This is a genomic window from Rhizobium sp. J15 (assembly GCF_002531825.1).
GTDB lineage: Bacteria > Pseudomonadota > Alphaproteobacteria > Rhizobiales > Rhizobiaceae > Rhizobium.
Genome location: NZ_NWSX01000010.1, coordinates 57,271 through 78,648, shown reverse-complemented (window position 1 = coordinate 78,648; position 21,378 = coordinate 57,271). Strand labels below are relative to the sequence as shown.

Sequence of the window (21,378 nt, the reverse complement as noted above, 5' to 3'; positions counted from 1 at the left end):
TCATATAATGTAAACATGTGCAGATGGATGCGGGAAGTGACTATGATCTCCAAAATGACGATCGACGAGAGGGAATATGATTTCATCGACCTGCCCAAGGCGGCCGGCGGCGATCTCGAACGGCTTCCCTACATCCATCGCATCCTGCTGGAAAACGTGCTGCGTGCGGCGGGGCAGGATGCCGAAAGGGCGCGGGCCGCGATCCTCGGGTGGCTCGACACCGGCACCAGCGATCTGGAAATCCCGTTCCTGCCCAACCGCGTTCTGATGCATGACACCACCTGCGGCCCGGCTCTCGTCGATATTGCCGGCATGCGTTCGGCCCTGGCCGAAGCCGGCGCCGATCCGGCGCGGCTCAATCCGGTCGTGCGCGTCGACGTCTCCACCGACCATTCGGTGGCGGTCGATTTCTTCGGCGGCGCCGGTTCGCTCTCCCGCAACATGGCGCGCGAATTCGAACGCAACGCCGAGCGTTACCGATTCATGAAATGGGCGACGAATACGCTCGCGGATTTCCACGTCCATCCGCCCGGCACCGGCATCATGCACACGCTGAACCTCGAAAGGCTGGCGACGGTGGTGAGCGTCATGTCCCGGGACGGCAGGAATTGGATTGCGCCGGATACGCTGATCGGCACCGACAGCCACACGCCGATGATCAACGGCATCGGGGTGCTGGCCTGGGGCGTGGGCGGATTGGAGGCCGAAAGCGTTTTCTTCGGCATGCCGGTCGCGCTTCGCGTGCCCGATGTGGTCGGCGTGCGGCTGTCGGGCGCATTGAAGGATGGCGTGCTGGCGACCGACCTTGCGCTCGTCGTCACCAACATCCTTCGCAAGATCGATCTTCAGGACAAATATGTCGAATTCTTCGGGCCGGGCGTGTCGGCGCTGACGGCGGGCGACCGGGCTGTTGTCGCGAATATGACGCCGGAATTCGGCGGCAATAGCGGCTATTTCCCCATCGACCGCAACACGCTCGCCTATCTCCGCGCCACCGGCCGGACAGAGGCGCAGATCCGCCTGGTCGAGACCTACTGTCGCCGTGCCGGCCTCTGGTTCGATCCGGACACTGCGCCGCGCTACACGAGCATCGTCGAGATCGACCTGTCGCTCGTCGAGCCCAGCCTCGCGGGCCCGACCCGGCCGCAGGACCGGCTGGCCGCGAACGCGACCAAAGCGGCGATCGCCCCGATGAAAAAGGCCTCGGCGCCCGCTGCCGGCGGGCCGAACGACGGCGCGGTCGCCATCGCCGCGATCACCAGCTGCACCAACACATCCGATCCGAGGCTGGTCGTCGCCGCCGGCCTGCTTGCCCGCAAGGCGAGGGCCTACGGGCTGCGCCCGCCGCATTGGGTGAAGACCTCCCTCGCTCCGGGCTCGCCGACGGCCGAACGCTATCTCCGGCGCTCGGGGCTGCTCGACGATCTGGAGGCGGTCGGTTTCGGGATCGTCGGCTATGGCTGCACGACATGCATCGGCAATTCGGGGCCGCTGACCGAGCCGATCTCCACGGCAATGGCCGAGCGCGGCATCCTGCCGGTCGCGGTTCTCTCGGGAAACCGGAATTTCCCCGGCCGGGTCCATCCGCAGCTCGAGGCGGGCTTTCTGGCCTCGCCGCCGATGGTGATCGCTTTCGCGCTCGCCGGCACGGTCGAACTCGACATCATGAAGGATATCATCGGCCATTCCGGGGCCGGCGAGCCGGTCACATTGTCGATGCTCTGGCCTGAGAGTTCCGAGATCGACGATGCCCTCCTTTCGGCGTCGGACCCTGATGACTTCACGCCGGCCTATGACGAGGCGGAAGCCAGCCGGATCTGGCGGGAGCTCGAAGCCCCTGAAACCACGATCTTTCCTTGGGACGAGGCTTCGACCTATATTCGCAGGCCCCCCTTCGCCGGTGTCGGCAAGGGAAGCCTGCTCGGAACCTATGCGGCGCGGCCCCTGCTCGTGCTCGGCGACGACATCACCACCGACCATATTTCGCCGGCCGGCGCCATTCCCGCCGCGAGCGAAACGGGCCGGTACCTGATCGGCATGGGCGACAGCCCGATGGATCTGAATGTCTATGCCTCCCGGCGCGGCAATTGGGAGGCCATGGTTCGCGGCCTCTTCACCAACCGGACGGTTCGCAACATGCTGGGGAGCGAGATCCCCGCCGGTTCCACCATCCATTGGCCGTCGCAAGAAATCCTGCCCCTGTGGAAGGCGGCGGAGCGATATGCGGCCGAGCAGCAGCCCGTGGTGATCGTCGCCGGTGAAAGATACGGCATGGGCTCGTCGCGCGACTGGGCGGCGAAAGGCGCGTCGCTGCTCGGCGTGCGTGCCGTGCTGGCGCAAAGCTTCGAGCGGATTCATCGCTCCAATCTCATCGGCATGGGAATATTGCCGCTGCGGCTGCCGTCTGGATATGAGCCCGCTTCCCTGAAGCTCGCGGCCGGCGACGTCATCGAGATCGCGGCGGAAGATCACCTCGTCGCGCCGCGCTCTCCTGTCCGCGTGACCATCCGGCGGGTCGGCGGCGATCGGATCTCGTTTGCGGCGGCGGCCGCCATCGAGACGATGGCCGAGGTCGAAACGCTCAAAGCCGGAGGAATTCTGCCGCTGATATTACGGGATATCATCACGACTGCCGAAGAGCGGCGATGACGCGGTCGGCCATGAAAGCGCAGCGGGCGCCATCGAAGGGAAACAGCGCCGAGAATGCGCCCGAGAGACGTTTTTCGATCGACTGGCGCATCAGCCTGCGCGCCCGGTGCAGCCGGGTCTTGGCGGTTTCGGGCCTTATGCCGAGATAGGATGCGGCCTCTTCGGTGCTCATGCCCTCGACATCCCGCAGCACGAAGACAGCGCGGAAATCATCCGGCAGTTCGTCGACCGCGTTTTCCAGGAGATGCCGCGCCTGGCTTCGCGACAGCTCGGTTTCCGGATCGGCCGCCGGCAGGGAGGATGGAAACTGCAATAGCTGGCCGCCCGGCGACGTCGTCTGCATGTCGATTTCCTCAAGCCCGGTGGTGTTTTTCCGCGCTCGCACCCGGCCGAGCGCCTCGTTGAGCGCAATCCGGGTCAGCCATGTCGAAAGCTCGGCCTCGCCCCGGAACGCAGCCAGATTGGTAAAAGCTTTGACGTAGGCGGCCTGCACGACATCCTCCGCCTCCGCATCGTTGCGAATGACGGCGCGCGCGGTGCGGAACAGGCGACGATTGTGGCGCTGGACCAAGGCGCGGATGGCGGACTCATCGCCCGTCTTTGCAAGCGAGACGAGATCGACATCGGAAAGCGTCGATATGTCAGGCCGGTGTTGCGGGGCCGGAACCGGAATGGCTGTCATGGAAACTGCGCCTGCTTGCTGTGTCGTTCCTTCGGAGTCCGGCCTATGGCCGGACCTCCAGCTTGCCCGTCATGGCGGGATGAAAGCGGCAATAGAAATCCACCGCTCCCGCTCGGCTGACCGTCATGCGGCCCTCCGATTTCGGCGGCAGGTCGATATCGAAGCTTTTGTCGCGGGCCGTTGCCGTGTGCCGGAATATATCATCGTTTCGCCAGACGATCACATCGCCGACCTTAAGCCCGGCAGGCGGCGGGCCGAATTTCATGCCTGATATGGTGATGTGATAGTCCGCCGCCGGGGCAGCGCCCGCCCAAAGCAGGGCGGAGAGCAGCGGCAGCGATTTCATCAGCGAGCCCATCGCCGGCCTACTTTATCGTCGAAGCGAGATGTTCGGCATGCATCTGGTGCTGTTTGAACAGGGTCAGGCCCGTTTCCAGAAGCGACTTCAGCTCCTTGTTTTGAGCCGAAGGGATCAGCACCTTGGCAAGCGCATCATTGACCGACTTGTGATAGGCGACTTCGTTTTCGACATAGGCCTTGTCGAATGCCGCGCCGTCGAGCGTGTCGAGCCTCGTCAATTCCTTGCTGGCCTGGGTCGACAGCGACTGGCTGATGGCATTGTCCTCAGGCGTTACCTTCAGCGTCTTGACGAGGGCGAGCGCCTGATCGTTGACCGCCTTGTGGTCGCGCTCCATGGTCTTGGCGAATTCGATGACGTCGGCATTCTTGCTCTTCTTCAACGCCTGTTCCGCGGCGGTGACGTCGATCTGGCCGGCCGTGTAGGCGATATGGGCGATTTGCGGGTCGGTCGGCTTGGCATCGGCGGCAAGCGAAGCCGTGCCGAGCGAGGCCGTAAGCAGGGCTGCGCCGAGAATTCGTTTCAACATGATCTGTCTCCCTTATGTCATAGGACGGAACGTCTCCCAGCAGCGGTGGTGCGCTTGGGAAGCGAGCATTGGATGCAGATCGGATCAAAAGGTTCCCGGATTTTTTGGTCCCGGCAAAATGGCTTGTCAGCGCTTGCCGATGAAATGCCGAAGCACGATCGCGTGGTTGTGGTCAGCGTCTTTCGCCGCATAGAGAAGCGTTGCCGTCGATTTCCCGATATGGCGTTTAAGGTCTTCCACGGCCGATGACTTCTTTTCGAGTTCGTCGCGGTAGCGGCGCTGGAACTCGGTCCATTTGGCCGGGTCGTGGCCGAACCATCGCCGCAGCGCCGGGCTCGGGGCGATATCCTTCAGCCAGATATCGACCGCCGCATCTTGCTTGCTCAGCCCGCGCGGCCAAAGCCTGTCGATCAGGATGCGCGTGCCGTCCTTGTCGTCCTTCGGCTCGTAGATCCGTTTGATGTGCAAGGCCATTCGATCGTCCGCCATGTTCGGAAAGCTCGTTCCCGACGAAAAGCTCGGCTGAGGATTTGGTTCCGCCGCCGGACAATGGTTGCCAATTAGCCACAGCAGTGCGCCTCTGAACTGTCACAATTGATTTTTCGCGTGCAACTGGTATTGCTCGGTCATTCACCGCTGATATTTTCCGATTCTCTCAACATTGCCAAAAGGATACGTGATGCGAAAGTTGGCGCCGTTCGTCCTTGTCGCGGTTCTCAGTGCCTGCGCCCGGCCATCGGATGGCCCAACTGCTGGTGGTTTTTACAACGCCACGTCGCCGCAAACCAACGAACGAATTCCGGTTGTACGGCTTTCGGAAGCCCCGATGGGCCCGGTTTCCGCCACGCCGCTCGCCTATGCCTCCACCGATGCCGGGCTCAGCGCCATGCGCTCGAGCGGATTTGCCGATACGCGCCTCAGGCGCGGCGACGTCATCGAGGTGACGCTCCTCGATCCCGGCGAGGACGGGCTTTTCTCTTCGACTGAGAGCAAGACCCTCAATCTCGGCCGCTTCACCGTCGATTCGACAGGCAATGTGACGCTTCCCTTCGTCGGCAAGCAGCGGGTGGTGGATTCCTCGACCGAGGCGCTGCAGACGCGCATCGTCACCGGCCTCAAGGGTTCGGCCGTCAATCCGCAGGCCGTCGTCACCGTGGTCGACAGGCCCTCCAGCGGCGTCACCGTCAATGGCGACGTGCGCTCCGCCGGGCGTTTCCCGCTCACCGCCCGCAAGGAGCGTGTGCTCGATGCGGTCGCGCTTGCCGGCGGCGCATCTTCCGCGCCGGGCTCGGCCACCGTTACGCTGATGCGCGGCAAGCAGCGCGCCACCGTGCCGCTGCAGCGCGTCATCGACGACAGCAAGCAGAATGTCTACCTGCTGCCGGATGATCAGATCTACGTCGACAAGGATTCGCCGACCTTCACCGCCTTCGGCGCCTTCAAGAGCGTCGGCGAGTTCGAATTCGAACCGGGCAGGCTGACGCTGGCCCAGGCGCTCGGCCGCGCCGGCGGCCTGCTCGACGACCGGGCCGATGCGAGCAATTTCTATGTGCTGCGCAACCAGCCGGTCTATACCCAGGTCGCGGCGGCGAATGCCAAGACGGCAGCGCCGGTCGTGGTCAGCAGCAAGCCGGCGATCTACCGCGTCAATATGAAGGACGTTTCCAATCTAGCGCTGATGCAGCGGTTCCAGATGATGGACGGCGATATCATCTACGCCAGCAATGCCGGCCTGGTGGACTTCGCGAAGTTCTTCAACGTCTACCAGAAGAGCGTGCCGACGGCCGCAGCGCCGATCCCCGGCTCGAGCGGCAACTAAAAAACAACACCAGATTTCCAGGGGCTGCCGAGCAGATGCAAGGCGGCCTCTGCATTTTCTGGCCTGTCTTGCGGGTTCGGCTGGGACAGACGGATCGCCAAAGCCTCCAACTTTTCGTCGCGCTCCGCGCTGCAATGGCTGAGCAGCAGGGCCAGCAGACGCCCGGCCGCGTAGAGATCGGATCGTCCGTCGAGCGGGCCGCCGGCCGTCTGTTCCGGGGATGCGAAATCCGGCTGGCCGGCAAAGGCGAGATCGAACTCTTCGTGCCGGCATCCGGCTTTCAGCGCGATGCCGAAATCGGCGATCTTCAGATGCGGGAGGTCGCCATCGAACAGAAGGTTGAGCGGCGACAGGTCGCAATGTACGAGGCCGGCGGCGTGGATGGCCTTGAGGCCGGAAAGCACCGAAGTCATCACATCAGTGATTTCGCGCGGGGTTAGCGGCCTTTCCTGCAAAAGATCCGCAAGCCGGTTTCCGAGCCATTCCATGATGAGCGCAGGGCGTCCGTCGGCAAGCCGCAGGACGGTCTGCGTTCCCGCGATATGGGGATGGCGGAGCGCCGTGCCGATCTCGGCCTCGCGCAGGATGAGTTTCCTGAGCACGGGGTCGTCGGCATGGTCGGGGCGCGGCATCTTGATGGCGTGAAGCGTTCCGAGATCGCGATGGCGGGCGCGATAGACCTGGGTCGCCGCGCCGTCATGAACCATCGCCTCCAAGACGAAGCTGTTGGCGATGATCGCGGGATCGGCCTCGCCGAAGCGAGCCTCGCCCCGGTCGAGCGCGTCCCGGACCCTGTCTATCAGCATCTTCCTGATATCAGGCGAATGGGCATGGCTGTTCAGCGCCTGCCAGAGATGCGAAAAGCGCCGGGCGATTTCCTCGAAATCCGCGGGATGATCATCCGCCATCGGTCTTCACGTCGATCACGATGGCGCTGAGGTTCTCGCGGCAATTGGCGATCAGCCCTTCCTGCACGAGAATATCGGCGGCCTTTTCGATGTCTGCCGAAAGCAGGATTTCGGCGATGCCGCGCTCGGGAACGGCGTTCGGAAGGGCCGCGCTGCAGAGCAGGAGCCGGTCGCCGGCCTGTAATCCGCCGGAGCGAACTTCGGGAACGAGATGTCCGCGCATGCCGATGGCGCGCGAAAGCGTGCGCCGCAGGCCGACTTCCACATGGTCACGGGTCAGGCAGCGCATCATGCCGTCGCGCAGGAGATAGCAGCGGGCATCGCCGACCCAGAGCAGCGCACAACTCTCCTGAAGGGCTGCGAATACGACGATGCTGGCGGCCGATGGTTCGCGCCCCTCGGAAAGATAGGCCGACTGAAGCAGGCCGTGGGCGCGGCCGAGCTTGCCTTTGATTTCCTGCATCAGAGCTTCGATCGTCTGCTGCGGGGCCGTTTCAGCCAGCACATGAACGGCGATCTTGCCGGTTTCGGCAGCGGCATTGCCGTCTCCGACGCCATCGGCGACGGCAAACAGCGAGGGCGTCTGTGAAATGAGCAGCGCATCGGCATTGACGCTGAGCCGCGTGCCGGGATGCGTGGCGTGGCTGTGCCGGAGAACCGGGGAATGATGATGCGGTTCGACGATGACAGGGCGCGGTGTCGCGACTGTCTCAGGCTGCGGCGGTGCTGAGACCGCGCCGGAACTCTCGCGAAGCAGCTTCGCGAAATGCGCAGGCTCCGGCGCGCCGCTGACGCCGAAACCCTTGGCCCGCCGTTCCTCCGGGTCGATGTGCCACCAGATCGTGCCTCGGCTGGAGGCTCGGTCCTGCAGCGTCTCGTTTTCCGCGAGATCGGCCGGCCGCAGGGTGCGCAGCCGCTTGAGGCTTGCCGTGAACTGGTTGATGTCGAAATCGCGCCTGGCTGAGCTTTCGGCGATCGCCTCCACTGCCGTGAACCACGCGTCGTCGAGATAGAGCTGGCGCGGATGTTCGGAAAAGCCGTGAAGCTGGGCGGCGATGACGAGGGGAAAGCTGCGGCCGACGCGGTCGAGGCTGGGCAGCAGGACGCCGGCAACGGTTGCCGGCCCCCAGAGGCCGCGTTCGATGATGAAACGCCATGCCGGCATCGTGCGGAAACGGCGTTCCCACTCCTCGCCGAGATCGTGCTGCGCCGCCTGCATCCCGGCCTGCAGCCAGGCGTCGAGCGCGGATTGCAGGCCGCGGCCGAGCCCCATCGAAACGAAATCGCCATGGCTCGGCAGCTTGCCGTAGAAGCCGATCCGGTCAGCTTCGGTCGGGTTTCGCTCGAGGGTGGCGCGCTCGTTCATGATCTGCCGATCAGAATTGCGCCGGGCACGAGAAGGCGCCGAGCGCCTCCAGCCGGAAGGGATTGAGCACCGAGCCGAATTGCACGTCGAACTCCGCCGCCTGGTTGTCCTGCTGGAATTTCGCCCGGAAAAGGTCGTCGCCCTGCATGGTGACGTTGGCATCGTCGAACAGGCGGAAGGGCGACCAGTCGCCGTTCTCCGTCAGGGCCTGCTGCCAGCCGCCCGGCTGGAAAGCGAGGCGCGAGGCGTTGCTGGCTTCCGTCGACGGCCAGGTGATCGATTTCGATTGGATCGGGCCATGGAAATAGACGACGCGTTCGCCCTCGATCTCCAGCATCACGGCGCTGGCCGCATCGCTCAGCGACACCGGCTTGACGTTGATCGTGATCGACGGGTTTTCGCTGCCGGCCGGGAAGAAGGCGCGGTTGATCTTGTCGGCATTCTCGAATTGGGCGATTGCCGCGCTCGGAATGCTCGCCGCGCCGAAAGTGCCCTTCCAGCCCCAGGGCGAAGCGCTGGTATCGACGAAGGCTTCGAGCTTCTCCTTGAAGAAGGTCTTGAACAGGCCTTCCGGCCCGAACAGCCTGACGAAGTCGCTCATCGCGACGTCGCGGGAGGATTTCCGGTCGAAGGGATAACGGCCGGTCACGACGTTCGAGCAGAAGCCGGAGCCTTCGGCCGCCCAGGCGTCGCTGATACGGGAACGGGCGGATTTGACCGCCAGCGAACCGACATCCGCGGCAAGCCCCGCCATCCAGCTGTCAACTGGGGTGGGCAGTTTGCGCGCCTGCTGCAACAGATCCTGATTGGCGTCGGTGAGCTGGCTGTCGACGTCGAAGACCTTGGCGACTTCGGCGGTCGATGTCGTGGCGCGCGAAAGCTGTTCCTGCACTCTTTGCAGGATCGGCTCCAACTGCCCGATCTCCGATCGCGGCGCATCCTTGGACTGATCGGTTGACGAAGACTGGCCGGAGGGCGCCTTCAGCGCGTCGCGCAGACGGCCGAACGGATCGGGCGCATTCGCGGCGCTGGCGAGCGCCGTGGTCGATGTGGCCAAGTTGTCGCCGGCGGCCGAGGCGATCTCGGCGCCGGGCGCGCGCAGGTCGGTTGCGGCGGCGATCGACTTCGCGATCGTCTCCACCGGACCGGGCTTGCCGGCCAGGATGCGGGTGGTTTCTGCCGCATCGCTGATCGTCTGCGAGGGCTTGACCCTGAGATCGGCGAGAAGTGTGGCCCAGCGCTGATCGAAATTGTCGAAATAGAGCTGAAGCGTGGCCTGGGCGACGGTGTCGACCGTGACGCCGGCGGGATTGGGATCGCCGCGGACCCATTGTTCGTCGAGCGCTTCACGCGCGGCGTCGGTGATTTCAGGCAGAACGACGGTGCGATAGCCGGTCGCGGAGAAGAGGCCGGGAATGGCTTCATTGAGCGGCGCTTTGGAGGTGCGCTCGAACGCCTGTTCGCCGAGCGGCCCGAGTGCGCCGGCCGGACTCCAGCCGGGGAGGGCGCGGGATGCGCGGTATTCCGCCAGGATATCATAGGCGCGGCTGGCGATATTCTGCGAGCGGATGATCTCGCGCGCCTTGGCGATCAGCGTCTTGTCGAGTTCGATCGGCGGCAGCGCGCCGCGCGCCATGGCTTCGGCATGGGCGATCAGCGCCTGCCGGGCTGCGGCCCGGCCTTCGTCGGGATAGAGCCTGGTGAACATGTCTTCCGCCTCGAGCGAGGCGAAGTCCGCATTCACAGGGCCGAGCCCGCCGAGCATGCCGTAGAGCTTCAGCGCGTCGAAGGTTCGGGTGACGTCGGTGGTTTCGGTCATGTCCTTCTGAAGCTGCACCAGCATGCGCGGCAGAAGCAGCGTGTTCAGCGCCCGCTGATAGGCCTCGCGCTGGCGGCTCGCGACCTTGCTCTCTTGGTCGAGGCCGAGGCTCACCGGCCAGACGCGGGTCTTGGAGAAATCGGTGGTGACGGCCGCGAGATTGTCGAGCGCCGGCAGGATGCGCAGGAAATCCGCATCCGAGACGTCTCGAACAGGCACGCCGCGCACCAACTGCTCATAGGCGTCGATGCGCCTTTCCGCGCCGGCGAGCGCTGACGTATTCTGGAAATAGGTGGCCGTCCAGCTCGTCAGCACTACGGCAAGCAAGAGCACCGCGCTCGCATAGGCGGCTCGGCGGAAGAGAAGCTGCCGGCTCGAAAGCCGTTTGTCGCGAGCAACCAGCGATGCTTCGCCGAAGATCACCTCCTTGAAGAGGCGCGAAAGGAAATAGCTGCGCCGCAGGCGGGGAAGGGCGACCGTTTCCTCCCGCTGGGTGCCGGAGGCGAAATAGATGCCGCGCAGGAGCGGCGCCTCCACCAGTTTCGAACCTGAGCACAGCTCCGTCATGACGTCATGCAGGCGCTCCTTCAGGGAGGCGAGCTCGGCCGGGAAGCGGAAGATGCGGCCGCGCAGTTCCGGATTGGGCTCCTGCTGCAGGCGCTCGATCAGCATGGCGTCGACGCGCTGCTGCAGCAGGGTGAATTCTTCGACGAAACGCTCCGGCAGGTTTGCCGCCTTGTAGCTCTCGTCGAGCCCGAAGGTCGTGCCCCACACCTGTTCGCGGTCGCTCTTGTTGAAGCCGTCGAAGAATTCGACGAAGCCGGTCAGGAGATCGGCCTTGGTCAGCAGCAGATAGACCGGCACGCGCGCATGCAGGAGTTCGTCGAGTTCGGAAAGCCGCTGGCGGATCGCCCGGATTTCCTCGCGCTGGGCTTCGGGGTCGCGCGTCAAGAGATCGCCGATCGACAGCGTCACCAGCGCGCCGTTGATCGGCTGCGACCGGCGGTATTTGCGCAAGAGGCCGAGAAAGCCTTCCCAGCCGGCCTTGGCGGTCCCGTTCAGATCGTCCTGCGTGGTGTAGCGGCCGGCGGTATCGATGAGGATCGCCTCGTCGGTGAACCACCAATTGCAGTTGCGCGTGCCGCCGATGCCCTGCACCGAATTGCTGCCGAGCGCATCGCCGAGCGGGAATTTGAGGCCGGAATTGCTGAGCGCCGTCGTCTTGCCGGAGCCGGGCGCGCCGAAGATCACGTACCAGGGCAGCTCGTAAATATAGCCGAAGCGTCGCTTGGTGATGCGGCGCAGGAGCTGCAGGGCCTCCTTGAGCCGGCTATGGATCTCGCCGACTTCGGCCTGCTGGCTGGCCGCCGCTTCGGCCTCGGCGTCGCGCTCGATCCCTTCGACCAGCTGCTTGTCGCGGCGGCGGTCGCGGATCACGGTGAAGAGGAGATAGGCGAGCCAGGCGGCGATGACGACGCCGATCAGCGTCAGCCGCGCCGAAGCGCTGGCGAGCGGCTTGAAGTCGCCATAGGCGGCGAGATAGCCGTAGAACCAGATGACGATGCAGATCGCCGCCACCCAGATGACCGAGATGAAGCGGCGGCCGAGAAGGCCGGCATAGGCCTCCACATAGGAACGCAGCGTATAGAAATAGCTAAGCGGATTCATCGCGACGCGCCTCCTGCGGCGGCAGCCGGTTCAGTCGGTCGTTCGGCCTCGATCGGCGGCGTCTTGAAGCCGGCGTCGCTCAGCCGCTCGCTCGGATCGGTCAGCACCAGGATCTCGGTGCGGCGGTTCATCTCCCGGCCCTCCTGCGTGTCGTTGCCGGCGATCGGATCGCTGTCGGCGCGCCCCTCGGTCAGGATCGCCCCCGGCCCGGTGAACGACGCCAGGATTTCGCCGACCGCCTTGGCGCGGGCTTCCGACAGGTGCCAGTTGGAGGGGAACTGGATGGTGCGGATCGGCACATTGTCCGTATAGCCCATGACGACGGCGCGGAATTTCTCCGCGGCGAGCGCTCCGCCGATCCGCTGCAGGAGATCGTGGAACTTCTCGCTGACCTCGGCGCTGCCGGTGGCAAACAGGCCGGAGTTGCTGATGCGCACCAGGAGCCTGCCGTTCGAATCCGAGAGCGTGACGAGCTTCTTCTCGACCTCCGGCTGGAGGAAGGCGAGCAGATTGTCGAGCCGGCTCGGCGGCTTGATTTGCGGCGGCGGAGGCGGTGGCGGCGGCGTTTCCGCGACGACGACGGGCGGCACTTCGCGCGGTGGCTCCGGCATCTCGACCAGCACGCTGGGTGTCTCGCGCGGCGGCAGCTTGGCAAGGCGCTCGAACGTGCCGTCGGAGGCGCGGTTCAGCGAGAGCGTGAAGAAGAGATAGCCGAGCGCTAGGATCAGCGTCAGGACGGAAAGAAGCGTCCAAAGGGCGGCGGCGGTGCGCAGCGGCTGGTGCCGGGCGGAAACGCCCTTCCAATGCGGGGAAAGCTCCCGCTCGAAGACCCCGTATTGGCCGAGCAGCGTCTTATAGAGACTGTCGCGGATGCGTGCGAGCTCCAGCCCGCCGCGCGCGGAAACGCGGGTGCGGCCCTCGAAGGCGAGCGACAGGCAGAGATAGATGAGCAGCAGCAGGTCCTTGTTGGCGCCGGGGCTCTGGTGGAAATGGTCGAGCAGGTCGAACACGCGTTCGCCGCCGGTCACGTCCATGTGGAAGGTGGAGACGAGGCCCGAACGGGCCCAGCCGGCACGCACGCCCCAGGCTTTGCTGAGCACCACGTCGTCGACCGTCGCGCAGACGATATAATGGGCGGCGCGCGCCCGTTCGGGGCTGATGCGCGCGCTGGCGAGATCCCGCTCGTAGCGGCCGACCGCTGCGATCGCCACCGCTCTGAGTTCATCGATATCAGGCTGCTCTTCCGTGTAGCGCAGGCCATGGGCGAGGTTGAGCAGTGGTGCGGCCGAGCGCACCAGGGTCGGCACGTCTTCGGCACCGAAGCGGAAATCCCGCACGAGCGTTTCGACCGAGACACCGCCGGTCGCGGACGGCCCCGCCGGTGCCGGTCCCTTCTCGCCTTCGGGAAAATCGAGAACGTCGTCCAGCATCTCCGCCATCTTGCGGGCGGATTGCTTTTTCTTCACGCCATCCTCGGTGAGTTCGACGATGGTCGGCAGGCTTTGCCAGGTGGAAGCGGGTTCGTTCTTCATTCTCTAAGGGCCCACAATTCTATTTCGAGCCCGGGGAAATCGCCGGCGAGATGCACGGCGATGGCGCCGGAGGTATCGAGTTGTTTCCAGAGCGGATTCTTGGTGTCGAGTTCGAAGTAGATGGTGCCGGAGCGATAGGGCAGCTGGCGCGGCAGCACCGGCAGCGGCCGCACGGGAATGCCCGGCAGCGCCACGTTGACGAGGTCGGCGATGCGCTCGACCGGCCCGACCTTGATCTGCGCCGGCAGCTTGCGGCGCACCTCCTCGGCCGGCATTTCGGCGCGGACCGCCAGCACGAAACCGGCATCGCGAAGCAGCGTGCGGTCGTTGATCGTGCCGATCCGGACACCATGCCGGCGCTCGGCAAGCTCGATCGCCACCGCCGCCTGTTCGAGCACGGAGGAAAGCGAAGCTCTGAGATCATCGAAGACGGCGGCGAAGGTCGCCTTCAGGTCGTCATGCCGATAGGGCGCGAAATCGCTGGCGCGCTTGCGGTCGGTCGTGAAGGTGGCGAGCTCCCCGGCAAGCTGGATGCAGTGCTCGTAAAAGACGATCGGGTGGATGCGCGTGGCATTGGCCGAAATATGTTTCAGCATCGGATCGGCGCGGTTGAGGATCTGCAGGAGCAGATAGTCGCCGACCTCCGCCGTGCCGCGGATGGTGGGATCGCCGATCCGTTCGGCGATCGCTTCGGCACGGTGGCGCACGATGCCGAGAAGCTCGGTGATCAATTCGTTCAGCCGGCCGGCGGCCGTGCAGTTGAGGCTTGGCAGGATGTAGTCGGGATCGAGAATGACGGCCCTGTCGGAGCGCACCTCGATGATGCGGGCGAGGCCGATCAGCTCGTAGCCGGCAAGCTCGTCGCCGGTCTTGAGATAACGCAGGCTGAGGCGGCCGACGTCGATCGGCGCCATGAAGTCGGTCTCGACATTGGCGTCGGGCGCCTCATAGGGCGAGGCCACGAGACGGACGCTGTTGCGCTGCGCGCCGCCGTTCAGCGCCACGTCAGCCTTGCCGGGCTGGCGGGCGGGAAGTGCGAGATAGACGACCGAATTCTTGGTGTTCTCGTCGAGATCGAGCGGCGGCGGCAGATCGGCATCGACGGGGGCTTCGAAGGGCGTGCCGTCGGGCAATACGCCGCGCAGGTTCGACAGCGCGAACTGGCCGATCGCCAGCGCGCCGCGGTCGATGCCGATCTCCGTTATGCCCCAGGGATAGGGCGCTAGGCCGTGCGTGGCGGTGCGCACGAGTCGCTCGGTCCAGCGGTCCGCCTGCTGGAAATGCTGCACGCGAAGGAACATGCCTTCGCTCCAGGCCACCCGGTTTTCATTCCTCATGATGCGCGTCTTTTCCTTCCTGCCCGTCTTGCGGACGAGGCCCTGCCTCTCTGCTGCTCACCGCATCGGACATCGCGTCGCGGAAAACATCCTGGATCGACCGGCTCTTGCCGTCCTTTTCGAATTCTGCCCGGTAGGCTTGCCAATAGTTTCCGTCGCGGCGCCAGGGCAGGCCCCAGACGCCGGTCTCGACCTGCGCCTCGACAATGCGCGGTTCCAGCCGGCCGGCTGCCTGGACAAGGGCCTCGAGCGCGGAATTGAGCGTGAGCTGCTGGCCGAGCACGGCCTCGATACGTGTGAGGAGCGCCTCCTCCCGGCCGGCCAGGAAATCCGGTTCCGGCCCGGAGGGCGGCGCGTTCATGTCGAAGACGGCATAGGCACCATCGACTGCCTGTTCGAGCCGGGCAAGCAGCGGCTCCAGACGATCCGCAAAGGTTTCCGGCCGGCCGATCGTCAGGCTCGGAAAGTCCTCGGCCTCGGGCTGCGGATCGTTGTCATTGACGATCTCCACCGCCGCAGGCCTGCGCTGCGCGATCGGCACGGAGACATGGGTGGCGGCGCCATGTTCGAGGTGGCTACCGTACTCCGTCTCGTCGGAATTCCAGTCCTCCGGCAGAAGCTGAGTGACCGAGCGGGTTTCCGGAGGGCCGCTCCAGCCGATCTCGACATTGCGGGAGGAGGCCGCGCCTTTCCTGCCGCTTTGGTCGGGCAGGGTCCAGTCATCGGCGATGCGCTCGCCGAGAATGCCGCTCGCGGTCCGCCCGCCCGGGGCGATGTCGGCGAGGATCGCGGAAATGGTCAGCGGTTCATCGCTGAGCACGAGACCCGCGTCGGGATCTTCGATTTCCTGGTCGCCGCTGCCTGAGATGTGGACCGAGAAGGCAAGTCCGCCCATCTCCAGCCGCGACCGGTCGGAGAGCCTGGCGATCTCGCCTTCATGCACGGTGACGCCATCGACCCGGGAGCCGTTGGCGCTCTGGTCGCGCAGCAGGAAGCCGTCGCGGTCGCGCTCGATGATGCAATGCAGCTTCGAAATCGAACGCCGGTCCTCCGGCAGCCGCCAGTCGCAGTCGGGCGCCCGGCCGAGCGTGCGTCGGCCACGTTCGAAGAACCATTTCGATCGGCCGGCCGGCATGGCCACGTCGCTGGTGATCTCTCTCAGTTCGAGCCGCATCCTTGCCTCCCTCACCGCATCTCGGCCGGCAGACGCTCGACGATCACTGCATCGCCGCTGTCCTGTGCCGCTGGGGCGATCCGCGCCCAGCTGTTCCAGCCGAGGCGCGGCGGATCGCCCGCCTGTCCGAGCCGGCAGAAGGGAACGTCCTCCTTCTTCAGGATGACCTGAATGTCGAATTCGAGCGCCGCGCCGACATAAAGCCGCGTCAGGGCGAAGAGTTCGGTGATGGCGCGGCCGCCCGGCGCCAGCGAGAGATAATCGGCGTAGCCGAGCGGGCCGATGACGATGCGGAAGCCGCCGCTGAAATCGTGGATGGCAGCCCCCGCCGTCGCATTGACGCCGAGCTGGACGCCCCGCGGCTGGCCCATGCGGCTGCGCTCCTCCACCGGAATGGTGAGCCAGCGGCCGCGGAACAATTCGATTTCAATAGGCAGGCCGCTGAATTCGGTGAGCATGGCGCGCAGATTGACGGCATTGCGGTTGCGCGCGGCGAAGAAGCCGGAAAAACGCAGGATCAGCTCTTCCTCGACACCGCTCTTTTCGACGAGCCGCTTGGTGCCGAAGCCGGTGAGCGAAAGCAGCGTGGTGACGAAGGCATTGCTCGCTGAAACCCCGCCCCAGCGCAGCCGCCGGGCGATGCGGTATTTCTCGCTGGCATCGGCGAAGAGTTCGGCCATGCGCGCGCCGAAGAGATCGAAGAAGCCCGCCAGCGCCCGCGACCGGTTGCGCTCCTCGCGCATGATGAGTTCGTTATAGGCCGAAGGCATCGAGCCGAGCGCGCCGACAAGGCCGGCAAGTGCGCTGCGCACGGTGGCTCGGCCGGCCTTGCGCTTGTATCCGCTGACCGCAAGCGGCGCCGGCGAGACGCCGACATGAGAGGCGACGTCAAGCCGTCCTTCGCCGACCGACGCCTGCGCGACGCGGAAAGCCGTCACCGGCTCGAAGCGGCCGGGGTCGCGTTCGAGCAGGTCGGTCAGCGCATCTGGCTTGCTGGCGGCTTGCATGTCCATGATTGGCTGGCGATCCTTCCTTAGAGAAGCGGGCGTTCGGCGGCGCGCGCCGGCCATTGGGCGATCGGCCTCGACTGCCCCTTCATGCCGACGGTGAGTCGGGTGAAGCTGTTGACCGAGGTGTAGAGGCTGAAGAAGCGGTCGAGCAGGCTGCCGAACAGGAAGGCCGAGGGCCGGTCGATGGCGGCCGGATCGAATTCCAGCGTGATTTCGGTGCCGGGCACCATGCCGCCGCTACCGAGGCGGGCGGTCGAATTGGCGGCCTTGATCCGCACCAGCGCATCGACGAACTGCTTGGTTTCGGGGCTGTCGCGGAAAGCGTAGAGCGACAGGATATCCTTCAGCGCCGCGCCGCCATTGTCGAAGAGCGATAGATGGTTGAGGACGAGATGCGAGATCAGCCGCCAGTTCCGCCCTTCCTGATCGTTCATCCGCACCGAGGGCGTCGGCGGGATCAGCGCCTCGACGCCCGCCACCGCCTCATGACCGGAGGCAAGCTGCAGGAAAGGATGGCCGCCGCCGAAGGGAAGCTGCTCCGGTAGGTCGCGGTTGAGGCAGAGCGTATCGACGCTCGCCACCGCATCGACGGGACCGGCGGAGCGGCGTTGCCTATCGACGAAGGCGATGTCCATGTCGCTGGTCCGGTCGTCCTCGTCGAAGCGGCGATAGGCCTGCCAATAGGTTGCGCTCGTGCCCGCCCGCTGTGACCGGCCGAAGAAGGGCTGGCAGAATTCCTCCTGGCCGCGCGATCCGGTCAGCAGCACGCGGTCGATCGAATAGATTTCACGGGTCTTCTGGCGCCGCGCATCGGGCATGAGGCGATATTCGGTGCGGGTGCCGTCGATGGCGATCGGCTCGCAGACCTGGCGGAAGAGATTGACGACGGGCGTGGCGTTGAGCGCGAAGTCGCGGACCGACACCGCCCGCTCCAACTTGGCGTCGCTCTCCTTGAGATAGATGAACAGCTCCAGCGTTTCGCCTTGCCAGGCATCGAGCCCTTCGATGTCGAGAAACAGAAACTTTCTGGGCAGGGCGAAAAATTCCGTCAGCAGCCGGTAGCCGGTGAAGCTCGGCGCCGGATAGGGCAGCATCGCCTCTTCGGGCTCGAAACCGACAGGCTTGAGATTCCGGGCCGGCAGGAAGACCGGCGAGCGGTCGTCGGCATGGCGGGCGAGCGCGATGCCGAGCGTGTGGTTGGCCAGCAGCTCGTAGATCGCCACCGCCTGCTGCCAGGGGGAGGGAATGTGCAGGCGCAGCCGGTTCACGCCGAGGCTCCCGAAGGGCTTGCGGGCATCGAGGGAACGGATGGAGAGCCTGAGGCAGCCGGCAACGCCCGCATAGGCCGAAAGCGGCGCATTGATCGGCTGGCCGGCAAGGGTGGCGCCTGTAATTTCGATCGGCGCCATCTCCACGTCCTGCGTGGTGCGGAAGCGGCAGGCTTCGCCGCGCACCGGCTCGGCCAGGATCTCGGTGTGGCGCGGCACGGTCTGCACCGAGGCCAGCGTATCGCCCGGGCAGAACTTCACGATGCTCATCGATGGCAGGGGCGCGAGATAATGCGGATAGAGGGTTTCGAGCAGGCTGTCGGTCAGCTCAGGAAATTCGTCGTCGAGCTTCTGGCGAACGCGCGCCGCCGAATAGGCGAAGCTCTGGATCAGGCGCTCCACATGCGGATCGTCGGCGACGTCGCCGGTCATGCGCAGGCGGCCGGCGATCTTCGGGAAAGCGTCGGCAAAGCGCGCGGCGCGGCGGCGCAGCGCCAGCAGCTCCTCGTTGTAGCGGTGGAGGAAGCCCTCAGCCATGCGCGGCCTCCACCAGGAAACGCTGGGTGGAAGGATCGATGGTCGACTCGAAGCTGATCGGCGGCATGCCTTCATGCAGGCGGAAGGTCGCCTGGATGCGCAGGCGCAGCGCCCGCTCGGTCATCGTCCGGCTTTTCAGGATCGTCACCCTGACATCGGAAAGCCGCGTTTCGAAGAGCGCGATCCGCCGCTCGATCGCGGCCGCCAGCCTGAGCTTCGCCTCGTCGGTCATCAGGTTGGCCGAGACGACGCCATCGACGCCGTAGCTCACCAGCGCATCCTTCAGTTCGGCAAGAACGGCCGGCGGCGTGGTCGGGCAGCGGCGCGTGTTGAGCAGCGCTTCGAGATCGCGGCGGATCGCCTCGCGCATCTCGCGCACCTGGTCGACGAAGTTCACCGGCGGATCGGCGGCGCGATCCGGGGCCTCGTCGATCAGCCTGTCGAGGATCGAGCGGGCGAGGACGCGGTCGCGCTGCCGGTAGCGTTCGAGCGGATCAGCCATGCGCGGCCTGCCTGCCGGCAGAGCTTGCCGGGACGATTTCCAGACTTTGGGTGTCATGGAAGGAGACAAGGTCGTCGCCGGCGAGGAAGCAGCGCTGGCCGCGGCCGGCGGTGATGCCCGTGGCTTCCTCGATCCACTCTGTTTCGCGGCCGAGCCTGAGCGTCGCATCCTTGCCGGTGCCGTGATAGACCGCCGGCAGAAGCACCGATGCGGCCGCGCCATCGATCAGCGACAGTTCGGCGCGGCGGAAGGCGAGATCGCGCGGCCGGGCGATCGGCTCGATCGAGACCGCAGCGATCTTGGCGAAATCGATCCAGAGATAGCCGCCGCCGGTCATGATGACCTCTAGGGCGTGCGGGATGCGGTCATCGAGATCGCGGAAATCCGAGATCGCCTTGCCGTTCCAGATCAGCGGGCGTTCGCCTCTCAAGGTTTCGAGTGCTTCGAGCGTTGTCCTCGCCTCACGCGCATTGCCTTCACGGTGGGCGATGCCGAGGCGCAGCGCCAGCTTGTCGAGTTCGCTCGGTCCCTGCGGAAATTCCGGCACGGCGCCACTTGCAAACCAGGCATCGCGTGCCGCCATCGCCCGAAGCTCGTTGCGCAGCAGGGCAAAGCCCATTGTCGCGTCGGGGGAGAGAGTGGCGGCGAGGCTGCACTGATTGTCGGCGCGCTCGTATTCGCCGGATAGGACGAGAAGATCGATATAGAGGTGCCGCGCCTCCTGATCCGAAGGGCTGGTCTTCAGATGCGCCTTGACCTCTTCGAGCGCCTCGTCGAGGGCGTTGTCGCTGAGCGACTGGGCGATGTTGGCGGAAAGCGTCATGCGGACATCCTCTCGGGCATGGCAACGGGGCGGCTCAGGATCTGGCCGGTGGTCGCGGTCTCGGCGATCAGGTGGAAGCTCGTGGCAACGTCATCGAGCTGGAAATGCGGCTGCAGGCGGACGGTGCAGGAGAAGCTGCCGGGCTTGCCCGGAATTTCGGCGACGCTGATGCCGGCCGAGCGCAGCGGAAAGCGGGTGCGCAGCGCAATGTCGGCATCGTCGTTGCCGAGCGTATAGGCGGTCAGCCAGTCCGCGAGTTTCCGTTCGATCGAGATCGCATCGGAAAGCTGGCCGATCTCGTCGCGCATAATGACCTTGAGATAATGCGAGAAACGCGAGGCGCAGAGCACATATTGCAGCATGGCGGCGAGCCGCGCGTTCTGGCGCGCATGCTCGTTGGAATAATGCGGCGGCGCATGCAGCGACTGGTTGGAATTGAAGATCGCCGAGGAGGAGAGATAGGTGGTCGCGGCGGGAATGATGCCGAGCTCGCAGAGCTGCTGTTCCTGGCTGCTGGTCAGGTGGATTTCGACCGGCGCCTGGGCGGAAAGCCCGTTGCTTTCGGTGCCGAAGTCGTAGGGCGGCAATTCGGCCCCGCTCAGCAGGCCGCCGTCGACGGCATCCTGGGTGACGCCGCGAATATCGGCGAACCAGCCGGAATTGATGAAATTCCGGATGACGACGGTCGCGAAGGCGAAGGCGGCATTGCCCCAGAGCAGCGAACTGCCGTCGGCGGCAATACTTTCGCGGAAGGGAAAGCCGTCATTGCGATGGCGTGAATGCGGCGTCAACGGCGAACGCATCAGAATGCGCGGCGCGGCGAGACCGAGGAAACGCGAATCCTCGCTGGCGCGCAGGCTGTTCCAGCGGATGCGGGCCGTCTCGGTGGCAAGCCAGGAAAAGTCGTTGACCCGGTTCAGCTCGTGAAAATCCTCAAGGCCGACCGCGAGCGGCGCGGCACCCGCGACGAAGGGGCAGAAGGCGGCGGCCGCCACCATGCCGATCTGCGACAGCGTGCCGACGGGATCGCCGTCGGCGGGATCGGCGGGAGAAAGATGATAATCGCCGATCAGCAGACCGAAGGGCTCGCCGCCCGGCATGCCGAATTCGCGGCTGTAGATCAGCTCGAACAGATGGCTCTGGTCGAAATCGCTGGCGCGCTCCATGCTGCGCGCGAGTTCGCGCCAGCTGACGCCGAGCAGCTTGACCTTCACTTCGCCGCTGCGGCTTGCCTCGCGCACGAGCATGGCAAGGCCGCGCCATCTCGCCTCCATCGCCTGGAAATCGGGATGGTGGAGAATGGCATTGACTTGCCTGTTCAACGCCTCGTCGATCAGCGCGATCAGCTGATCCGCCCGGCGCCGCCATTCAGTGCTGGAACCCATCGTCAACCTGAG

Annotated in this window: 17 protein-coding genes; 2 read left to right on the top strand and 15 right to left on the bottom strand. The window is 65.3% G+C overall.

What is annotated here, in order from left to right; all coding sequences use genetic code 11:
• Positions 1–42: 42 nt before the first annotated feature.
• The gene (acnA, locus tag CO670_RS11650) at positions 43–2,649 is read left to right on the top strand and encodes an aconitate hydratase AcnA (RefSeq protein ID WP_245425802.1); all 2,607 of its coding nucleotides are present in this window, start codon (positions 43–45) and stop codon (positions 2,647–2,649) included.
• On the opposite strand, the gene CO670_RS11645 is transcribed toward acnA, so the two are convergent.
• The 4 genes from CO670_RS11645 to CO670_RS11630 form a co-directional block, all read right to left on the bottom strand.
• The gene (locus CO670_RS11645) at positions 2,624–3,331 is read right to left on the bottom strand and encodes an RNA polymerase sigma factor (RefSeq protein WP_097590380.1); all 708 of its coding nucleotides are present in this window, start codon (positions 3,329–3,331) and stop codon (positions 2,624–2,626) included. The two genes, acnA and CO670_RS11645, sit on opposite strands and share 26 nt — an antisense overlap.
• A gap of 43 nt (positions 3,332–3,374) precedes the next feature.
• Positions 3,375–3,689 (bottom strand): cupredoxin family copper-binding protein, encoded by a 315-nt coding sequence (locus CO670_RS11640; protein WP_097590379.1) that lies wholly within the window; start codon positions 3,687–3,689, stop codon positions 3,375–3,377.
• 7 nt (positions 3,690–3,696) lie between these two features.
• Entirely contained in the window at positions 3,697–4,218 is a 522-nt protein-coding gene (locus tag CO670_RS11635; RefSeq protein WP_097590378.1) for a DUF4142 domain-containing protein, read from the bottom strand.
• A gap of 126 nt (positions 4,219–4,344) precedes the next feature.
• Entirely contained in the window at positions 4,345–4,692 is a 348-nt protein-coding gene (locus tag CO670_RS11630; RefSeq protein WP_097590377.1) for a DUF488 domain-containing protein, read from the bottom strand.
• A gap of 205 nt (positions 4,693–4,897) precedes the next feature.
• Between CO670_RS11630 and CO670_RS11625 the strand changes: the two genes are divergently transcribed.
• Positions 4,898–6,037 carry a polysaccharide biosynthesis/export family protein gene (locus CO670_RS11625; RefSeq protein WP_097590376.1) on the top strand — a complete coding sequence of 380 codons (1,140 nt, stop codon included), beginning with the start codon at positions 4,898–4,900 and terminating at the stop codon, positions 6,035–6,037.
• Here the strand turns inward: CO670_RS11625 and CO670_RS11620 are convergent.
• The 11 genes from CO670_RS11620 to tssC are packed head-to-tail and all read right to left on the bottom strand — an operon-like array spanning position 6,034 to position 21,366.
• Entirely contained in the window at positions 6,034–6,945 is a 912-nt protein-coding gene (locus CO670_RS11620; RefSeq protein WP_097590375.1) for a serine/threonine-protein kinase, read from the bottom strand. The two genes, CO670_RS11625 and CO670_RS11620, sit on opposite strands and share 4 nt — an antisense overlap.
• Positions 6,935–8,311 carry a type VI secretion system-associated protein TagF gene (gene tagF, locus CO670_RS11615; protein WP_097590374.1) on the bottom strand — a complete coding sequence of 459 codons (1,377 nt, stop codon included), beginning with the start codon at positions 8,309–8,311 and terminating at the stop codon, positions 6,935–6,937. The genes CO670_RS11620 and tagF overlap by 11 nt, the downstream gene beginning before the upstream one ends.
• Positions 8,312–8,321: 10 nt before the next feature.
• Complete coding sequence (gene tssM / locus CO670_RS11610) at positions 8,322–11,798, bottom strand: type VI secretion system membrane subunit TssM (RefSeq protein WP_097590373.1); 3,477 nt, start codon at positions 11,796–11,798, stop codon at positions 8,322–8,324.
• Positions 11,795–13,330, bottom strand: coding sequence for a type VI secretion system protein TssL, long form (gene tssL, locus CO670_RS11605; protein WP_097590372.1), 1,536 nt, complete (start codon positions 13,328–13,330; stop codon positions 11,795–11,797). Before tssL ends, tssM begins: the two co-directional genes overlap by 4 nt.
• Positions 13,327–14,667, bottom strand: coding sequence for a type VI secretion system baseplate subunit TssK (tssK, locus tag CO670_RS11600; protein ID WP_097590371.1), 1,341 nt, complete (start codon positions 14,665–14,667; stop codon positions 13,327–13,329). The genes tssL and tssK overlap by 4 nt, the downstream gene beginning before the upstream one ends.
• Positions 14,657–15,841 (bottom strand): FHA domain-containing protein, encoded by a 1,185-nt coding sequence (locus CO670_RS11595; protein WP_097590370.1) that lies wholly within the window; start codon positions 15,839–15,841, stop codon positions 14,657–14,659. Before CO670_RS11595 ends, tssK begins: the two co-directional genes overlap by 11 nt.
• Positions 15,842–15,852: 11 nt before the next feature.
• A complete protein-coding gene (gene tssG / locus CO670_RS11590; protein WP_097590369.1) occupies positions 15,853–16,854 on the bottom strand; it encodes a type VI secretion system baseplate subunit TssG in 1,002 nt (333 codons plus the stop codon).
• 20 nt (positions 16,855–16,874) lie between these two features.
• The gene (gene tssF / locus CO670_RS11585) at positions 16,875–18,656 is read right to left on the bottom strand and encodes a type VI secretion system baseplate subunit TssF (protein ID WP_097590368.1); all 1,782 of its coding nucleotides are present in this window, start codon (positions 18,654–18,656) and stop codon (positions 16,875–16,877) included.
• On the bottom strand, positions 18,649–19,158 hold the full coding sequence (gene tssE / locus CO670_RS11580) for a type VI secretion system baseplate subunit TssE (RefSeq protein WP_088675567.1): 510 nt from the start codon (positions 19,156–19,158) through the stop codon (positions 18,649–18,651). The genes tssF and tssE overlap by 8 nt, the downstream gene beginning before the upstream one ends.
• Positions 19,151–19,981, bottom strand: a complete 831-nt coding sequence (locus CO670_RS11575) for a type VI secretion system accessory protein TagJ (RefSeq protein WP_097590367.1) — start codon at positions 19,979–19,981, stop codon at positions 19,151–19,153. The genes tssE and CO670_RS11575 overlap by 8 nt, the downstream gene beginning before the upstream one ends.
• Positions 19,978–21,366: a type VI secretion system contractile sheath large subunit gene (gene tssC / locus CO670_RS11570; protein WP_097590366.1), complete on the bottom strand. Its 1,389-nt coding sequence runs from the start codon at positions 21,364–21,366 to the stop codon at positions 19,978–19,980. Before tssC ends, CO670_RS11575 begins: the two co-directional genes overlap by 4 nt.
• Positions 21,367–21,378 lie beyond the last annotated feature (12 nt).

Excerpts from the sequence above, each read along its gene's own strand:
- acnA (WP_245425802.1), top strand. The coding sequence starts at position 43 with ATGATCTCCAAAATGACGATCGACGAGAGGGAATATGATTTCATCGAC.
- CO670_RS11645 (WP_097590380.1), bottom strand. The coding sequence starts at position 3,331 with ATGACAGCCATTCCGGTTCCGGCCCCGCAACACCGGCCTGACATATCG.
- CO670_RS11640 (WP_097590379.1), bottom strand. The coding sequence starts at position 3,689 with ATGGGCTCGCTGATGAAATCGCTGCCGCTGCTCTCCGCCCTGCTTTGG.
- CO670_RS11635 (WP_097590378.1), bottom strand. The coding sequence starts at position 4,218 with ATGTTGAAACGAATTCTCGGCGCAGCCCTGCTTACGGCCTCGCTCGGC.
- CO670_RS11630 (WP_097590377.1), bottom strand. The coding sequence starts at position 4,692 with ATGGCCTTGCACATCAAACGGATCTACGAGCCGAAGGACGACAAGGAC.
- CO670_RS11625 (WP_097590376.1), top strand. The coding sequence starts at position 4,898 with ATGCGAAAGTTGGCGCCGTTCGTCCTTGTCGCGGTTCTCAGTGCCTGC.
- CO670_RS11620 (WP_097590375.1), bottom strand. The coding sequence starts at position 6,945 with ATGGCGGATGATCATCCCGCGGATTTCGAGGAAATCGCCCGGCGCTTT.
- tagF (WP_097590374.1), bottom strand. The coding sequence starts at position 8,311 with ATGAACGAGCGCGCCACCCTCGAGCGAAACCCGACCGAAGCTGACCGG.
- tssM (WP_097590373.1), bottom strand. The coding sequence starts at position 11,798 with ATGAATCCGCTTAGCTATTTCTATACGCTGCGTTCCTATGTGGAGGCC.
- tssL (WP_097590372.1), bottom strand. The coding sequence starts at position 13,330 with ATGAAGAACGAACCCGCTTCCACCTGGCAAAGCCTGCCGACCATCGTC.
- tssK (WP_097590371.1), bottom strand. The coding sequence starts at position 14,667 with ATGAGGAATGAAAACCGGGTGGCCTGGAGCGAAGGCATGTTCCTTCGC.
- CO670_RS11595 (WP_097590370.1), bottom strand. The coding sequence starts at position 15,841 with ATGCGGCTCGAACTGAGAGAGATCACCAGCGACGTGGCCATGCCGGCC.
- tssG (WP_097590369.1), bottom strand. The coding sequence starts at position 16,854 with ATGGACATGCAAGCCGCCAGCAAGCCAGATGCGCTGACCGACCTGCTC.
- tssF (WP_097590368.1), bottom strand. The coding sequence starts at position 18,656 with ATGGCTGAGGGCTTCCTCCACCGCTACAACGAGGAGCTGCTGGCGCTG.
- tssE (WP_088675567.1), bottom strand. The coding sequence starts at position 19,158 with ATGGCTGATCCGCTCGAACGCTACCGGCAGCGCGACCGCGTCCTCGCC.
- CO670_RS11575 (WP_097590367.1), bottom strand. The coding sequence starts at position 19,981 with ATGACGCTTTCCGCCAACATCGCCCAGTCGCTCAGCGACAACGCCCTC.
- tssC (WP_097590366.1), bottom strand. The coding sequence starts at position 21,366 with ATGGGTTCCAGCACTGAATGGCGGCGCCGGGCGGATCAGCTGATCGCG.